Source organism: Flavobacterium sp., from assembly GCF_035456225.1.
Lineage (GTDB): Bacteria > Bacteroidota > Bacteroidia > Flavobacteriales > Flavobacteriaceae > Flavobacterium.
On the sequence record NZ_DATIDM010000026.1, the window covers coordinates 1 to 5433 of the forward strand.

General features: G+C 38.2%; 7 protein-coding genes. All 7 read right to left on the reverse strand.

Annotation, left to right across the window (positions count from 1 at the left end):
- Nucleotides 1–538 (reverse strand): UDP-N-acetylglucosamine 2-epimerase (locus VLB74_RS01415; RefSeq protein ID WP_325201687.1); only part of this gene is annotated, 538 nt, incomplete at its 3' end.
- Entirely contained in the window at nt 539–1126 is a 588-nt protein-coding gene (locus VLB74_RS01420) for an LbetaH domain-containing protein (protein ID WP_325201688.1), read from the reverse strand.
- Nucleotides 1126–2166 carry an N-acetylneuraminate synthase family protein gene (locus VLB74_RS01425; RefSeq protein ID WP_325201689.1) on the reverse strand — a complete coding sequence of 347 codons (1041 nt, stop codon included), beginning with the start codon at nt 2164–2166 and terminating at the stop codon, nt 1126–1128. Before VLB74_RS01425 ends, VLB74_RS01420 begins: the two co-directional genes overlap by 1 nt.
- Before the next feature lie 8 nt (nt 2167–2174).
- A complete protein-coding gene (locus VLB74_RS01430) occupies nt 2175–2846 on the reverse strand; it encodes an acylneuraminate cytidylyltransferase family protein (protein ID WP_325201690.1) in 672 nt (223 codons plus the stop codon).
- Complete coding sequence (locus VLB74_RS01435) at nt 2839–3471, reverse strand: CatB-related O-acetyltransferase (RefSeq protein ID WP_325201691.1); 633 nt, start codon at nt 3469–3471, stop codon at nt 2839–2841. Before VLB74_RS01435 ends, VLB74_RS01430 begins: the two co-directional genes overlap by 8 nt.
- A gap of 4 nt (nt 3472–3475) precedes the next feature.
- Nucleotides 3476–4471 (reverse strand): glycosyltransferase family A protein, encoded by a 996-nt coding sequence (locus tag VLB74_RS01440; protein WP_325201692.1) that lies wholly within the window; start codon nt 4469–4471, stop codon nt 3476–3478.
- Nucleotides 4455–5384, reverse strand: coding sequence for an NAD-dependent epimerase/dehydratase family protein (locus VLB74_RS01445; protein ID WP_325201693.1), 930 nt, complete (start codon nt 5382–5384; stop codon nt 4455–4457). The genes VLB74_RS01440 and VLB74_RS01445 overlap by 17 nt, the downstream gene beginning before the upstream one ends.
- Nucleotides 5385–5433 lie beyond the last annotated feature (49 nt).

Sequence of the window (5433 nt, forward strand, 5' to 3'; positions counted from 1 at the left end):
CCGAAAACATAATGTCCACATCAGGGGAACCAATGGTAAATACGGATTCCGACAATTCACCCATCTGAATGAGTCGCTTTTTGGCCTGTTGATTGGAAACGAAGTGAACATGACTCATTTTACTGGTAGAATGACGAATAAATTCATCAATTGTTCCGGAAACTTCGCCGCCTTCAATGTGAGATACCAAAATATTATTCAACGAACCCACTATCGCTCCTGCCAAAGCTTCCACTCGGTCACCATGAATAACAATCATATCGGGCTCACAAGTTTTAACATAAGACGATAACCCTTCTATGGTTTTCGCTAACGTTAAATCCATTGTTGTTTCGTGGGTGTGATTTTCAAACGTATGCACATTGGAAAACCCACATCGTTCTATCTCCAACAAAGTATAACCGTACTCCTTTAGCAGATGCATACCGGTTACAAAAACAAAAACCTCAAAATCATGATGATTTTCAAGAATTTGGATTAGCGATTTTATTTTACCGAAATCGGCTCGGGTCCCTGTTAGGAATAGTATTTTTCTCATTTATCTTAAACCCTTTTCATTAACCGTATTTGCAGATATGAATATTTTAGAGGCATCGCAATCTTTAGTAAGCAGCACGTGAGCTCCAATTATTACATTATCCCCAATATATAATTCACCTATAACAGATGAATTACAGTACATTGTTACGTTATCCCCAATTACATTCCCATTACCACCACCATTTGTTTTATGTCCGATGGTGCAACCCTGATGAATTTTAAAACCTTTTCCTATCACATTTCTGCTGCCAATAACAGTACCTTGTCCGTGGACAACATAAAATCCTTCATCAATAGTATTGTTAAAATAAATTTCACAAGAACATAATTCTTTTAGTAACCAATGTATTTGTGATTTTAAATCGTGCTGATTATCTTGATGAAGTTCACTTCCTAGCCGAAATAAAAAAACTGCCAATTCATTGGCATTCGAAATTATCCTGTACTTCACCTCTTCCAGTGTGAGATTAGGAAAATGATATACTACGTCTTTAAAAGTCAACTGAAAAGCATTGTCTATATACTTTTCATCAATCGGCTTTGACTGATATACTTTTGTTAATAAAAATGCTGTGAAATCTTTCATTACTTTATGTCTTCCCAAACCAATTGTTTATCGTTTTCAATGTCACAAGTAGCTGTTTTTCCTAAAAGACTTTCAAAATGTTCTGCCAAAATCTTTCCGGTTCCCGGGCGTTTTACCCAAATATTCCCTTTGGTAAAAACATCTCCTTTTTTAATCGGCGCGATGGAACAAACTGTGGCAAATGCGAAGTCAATGGTAACTTGTTCTTCATCAGCCGGTTTTTTAGTCCCGCCTCGCATTAAGGCCATTTCGGCACTGTTTACAATCAGCTCTCTTGTAGCCTGTTCGTCCATACTGCAAACGATGTCCGGACCGGTGCGGTTCATATGATCCGTGAAATGACGCTCCAATATGGAAGCGCCCAAAGCAACCGCCCCCAGACAGGCATTATTATTTAAGGTATGATCCGATAATCCAAAAACCTTGTCCGGAAATGCATTGTGCATCTCCATCATCGCTCCGAAACGCACCAAGTGAATGGGTGTCGGATATAAATTCGTAGTGTGCAACAAAGCCACGGGAACATTGTGTTTGTCAAAAATAGCAACCGCTTTTTGAATACTTTCGATTGTATTCATTCCCGTACTTAAAATAACGGGCTTACCAAAGGAAGCGATATGCTCCAATAACGGATAATTATTACATTCTCCTGAACCGATTTTATACCCCGGAATGTCAAATTTCTTCAGACGCTCGGCAGCGGCACGGGAAAAAGGCGTGGAAATGAAAATCATTCCTTTGCTTTCCACGTATTTTTTTAATTCAAGTTCCTCAACTTCATTCAAAGCGCAACGTTCCATGATTTCATAAATTGAAACGTCGGCGTTACCCGGAATCACTTTTTTGGCAGCACCACTCATTTCATCTTCCACGATATGGGTTTGGTGTTTCACCACCTCAACACCGGCACGATACGCGGCATCGACCATTTCTTTGGCTACCTGCAACGAACCTTCGTGGTTAATTCCGATTTCGGCTATTACTAAAGGTGGAAAATCGGCACCAATTTTTCTTCCGGCTATTTCTATATATGGATTCATGATGAAAATTATGAATTATGTATTGTAAATTTATTAAAAAGGTATGTTGCAAAATCAAAATCTTCCTGAGTATCGATATCAACATTTGCAAAAGGATGATTAACTATCATCGGGAAAGCGTCTTCACTCAGAATGGTATCTTTCATAATCAGTGATGCCTTGCTGATGTACAGCAAACCGTTTTCAAAATACAATGGTTCCAAATCCTGACTGCGCTGTCCTATTTCGTAGTTAAAAGGAACGAATTTATCCGTAATTATTTTACCCAACTTCTGACGATTGCGGGTTACGGTAAACAAACTGTCGTACTTTCCTTCTTCGTACTTCAATAAGGCTTCTTTGAGTAAGTTATCCGGTCGAAGCGGATTGGTAGCCTGAAGTAATACAACATCGGTTACACCTTCCACATTTTCCAAAACATGTTTTAAAGCCGAAACCGTAGGTTCAAAATCCCCTGAAATCGCTGCGGGACGATCCACAACTTTTGCACCGTAGGCTAAAGCGACCGCTTTTATTTCAGCATCATCCGTGGAAACATAAACCGCATCAATAAAAGGATGCTGCTGCGCATAACGAATACTGTGGACTATAAGAGGAATTCCTCCCAAAAGCAGAACGTTTTTACCCGGAAGTCGTTTGGAACCACCGCGGGCCGGGATGATGGCTATGGTTTTACTCATAAATACTTTCTTTATTCGTAAAATCTTTAAAAAACAAAGGCTTTATCTTTTCCAGTTCAGCTTCTGATTTATCCCACCAATGCAAAGCTTCAATTTCCTGAACAACTTTATCAGAAAATCGTTTACGAATTGGTTTTGCAGGAACACCGGCTACAATAGTGTACGGTGGAACATCTTTAGTAACCACACTTCCGGCTGCCAGTATAGCCCCGTTACCAACATTTACATTTCCTACTATAATTACGTTATGCCCAATCCATACATCATGACCAATATGTATCTGTTTGTCTTCCTTTAATTTTTTAAGTTCCCCTTGAAACAAATTCTTATTGATATAAGTGGTCATATAATTCATTGGATGATTCGTTGCATGCATGGCTACATCAGCACCAATCTGACAATATTTACCAATGGTAATCGTTCCGCCCAATAAATTATTATACCCTAATGTTGTAGCATAGCCAATCTTAATTGTTCCAGAAAAATTGCAACGGTCCGGAATCGCATTTTTACCTTCAAAAGCAACATTTTGCAACCCTCTGTGAAAGCCAAAAAAAGTGACATTGTTTTTCTTTTGAGGCCGATTGAGAATATGATACAAAACTTTTCTTAGTGAATCAAGCATGATATCAAGACAGTATTTTAATTTTTTTCAGTAATCTGCTAGTCTTAGATCTTATAAAATAGGGAATTATTTTAGCTAAAAATGAAACATCCTGAAATGGCAGTACCTGAAATGAAAATTCTTTTTCATTATATTCTTTCAATGCATTCAGCTTACATTCAGTCCATTCTTTTTCTAAAGTATTTCCCATATGCCATACACAAGCTTTGGGTGAAGACAAACGCCAAAGCCCGGTTTTATCAAACGGAATGTCCAGATAAATGGATTCTGAACCTCCTGATACGCCAATATATGATTTTTCTTTAGGTACGAATCGTAAAGTTGGTGTTTTTCGGATGGTGCAACAAAAATGCCCTGCTCCAATTATATAATTAAGATGCTTACCCACACAAAAAACAGTACCAGCGAACATCTTTTCCGTAAACTCATTATTTTGTCCGACGCTTTTGTGAAAATGCGCTAAATCATCGAATGCACAAACGTCACTTGTTTTTCTTTTCTTAAATAAGACGGTAAAGAGATTATCGAATAGTGTTGAATCGGCATGACTGTAATTTCTTGGTGTGGGATTCATCGAAACAAATCCTGCCTTTGGGACATGTCGAAACATGTCGAAAGTCTGTTGCAACCAGCCTTTATCAAAAAAAACATCGGCATCAGAATAGGTAATGAATTCTTCAAAACTGGCACGGGTTTCGGCGATGATGGCATTCATTTTTCCCACATTCTCTTTATTGAAAACCGCCCGGTCAATTTTTCCCTGCGACCACAACTCTTTTATGTAGTTATTCACTTCCTCGGAGCTTCCGTTGGAAATAAGCGACACCACCGTGTCCTTATTCACAGTTGCCAAAAGGGAGTGGATGCAGACTTTTAAAACTGCAAAAGAATCTTTGAAATACCCTTCCGCATTGGGAATGTAAATGGGTATAATAACACGGTGTGAAGCCGCATTAAGATCAATTGTCTTGTGATTATTGGGATTACTTCCTATTCGCATAATGATGGATTAAACGGGTAATTCCTTCTTCCAATGAAATTAAGTCTCTTCCCAAAATGGCTCTCATTTTTGAAGTATCCGGGCAACGACGTGTCATATCCCCTTCTTCTAAGGCCGGTAAATGTATGATTTCCGATTTCGAATTAGTTATGGCAATAATACGTTTTGCCAAATCCAAAATGGTCATCTCCTTATCACTTCCCACATTGATTACTTCATGAATGCATTTTTCGTCATACATGGCTTTAATACAGGTATCTACGTTATCTTCAACATAACAGAACGATCTTGTTTGCGAACCGTCACCGTAAATAGCAATCGGTTCATTATTTAAAGCTGCTTTTAAAAAACGGGGCACTACAAAATCTTCGCTCTGATTGGTTCCGTAAGTATTGAAAAAACGGAAGATCGTATACTCCAAACCATATTCCTGATAATAGGAACGGAAAAAAGCTTCTCCGACATTTTTTACAATTGCATAAGGCAATCGTGAATTAAGTGGCGTGGTTTTCTCATTCTGCGGAATTTCAAACGGTTCGCCATATACCTCAGAAGAACTCGAATAGAATACTCTTTTAACGCCGGAGTTTTTAGAAAGTGACAGGATGTTTTTTATTCCTTCAATGTCTTCCAAAACCATAATCGGATTCTCCAAAGTACGCTTCACCCCTACTACAGCAGCATAGTGAAAAACATAATCAAAGGAATATCTTCCGAAAATAGGCACAACATCATTGTAATTATTGACATTTGCTTTAATAAACTTTACGTTAGCTGCGATAGGAACTTTTGAGATATTTCCGGTAGACAGGTTGTCTGCAATGATAATTGTATTTTCTTTATTTTCAGCCAATCTTCCGGCCAAAGCACTGGCTACATTTCCTGCACCACCTGTAATTAAAATTGTTGCCATTAGTTGTGATTAGGTTATTTTTTCCTTAGTGATTATTTTTTTTATGAAC

What these genes read in the sequence shown, in the direction of transcription:
- VLB74_RS01430 (WP_325201690.1), bottom strand. Translation starts at nt 2,846, where the DNA reads ATGAGTAAAACCATAGCCATCATCCCGGCCCGCGGTGGTTCCAAACGA.
- VLB74_RS01425 (WP_325201689.1), bottom strand. Translation starts at nt 2,166, where the DNA reads ATGAATCCATATATAGAAATAGCCGGAAGAAAAATTGGTGCCGATTTT.
- VLB74_RS01435 (WP_325201691.1), bottom strand. Translation starts at nt 3,471, where the DNA reads ATGCTTGATTCACTAAGAAAAGTTTTGTATCATATTCTCAATCGGCCT.
- VLB74_RS01420 (WP_325201688.1), bottom strand. Translation starts at nt 1,126, where the DNA reads ATGAAAGATTTCACAGCATTTTTATTAACAAAAGTATATCAGTCAAAG.
- VLB74_RS01445 (WP_325201693.1), bottom strand. Translation starts at nt 5,384, where the DNA reads ATGGCAACAATTTTAATTACAGGTGGTGCAGGAAATGTAGCCAGTGCT.
- VLB74_RS01440 (WP_325201692.1), bottom strand. Translation starts at nt 4,471, where the DNA reads ATGCGAATAGGAAGTAATCCCAATAATCACAAGACAATTGATCTTAAT.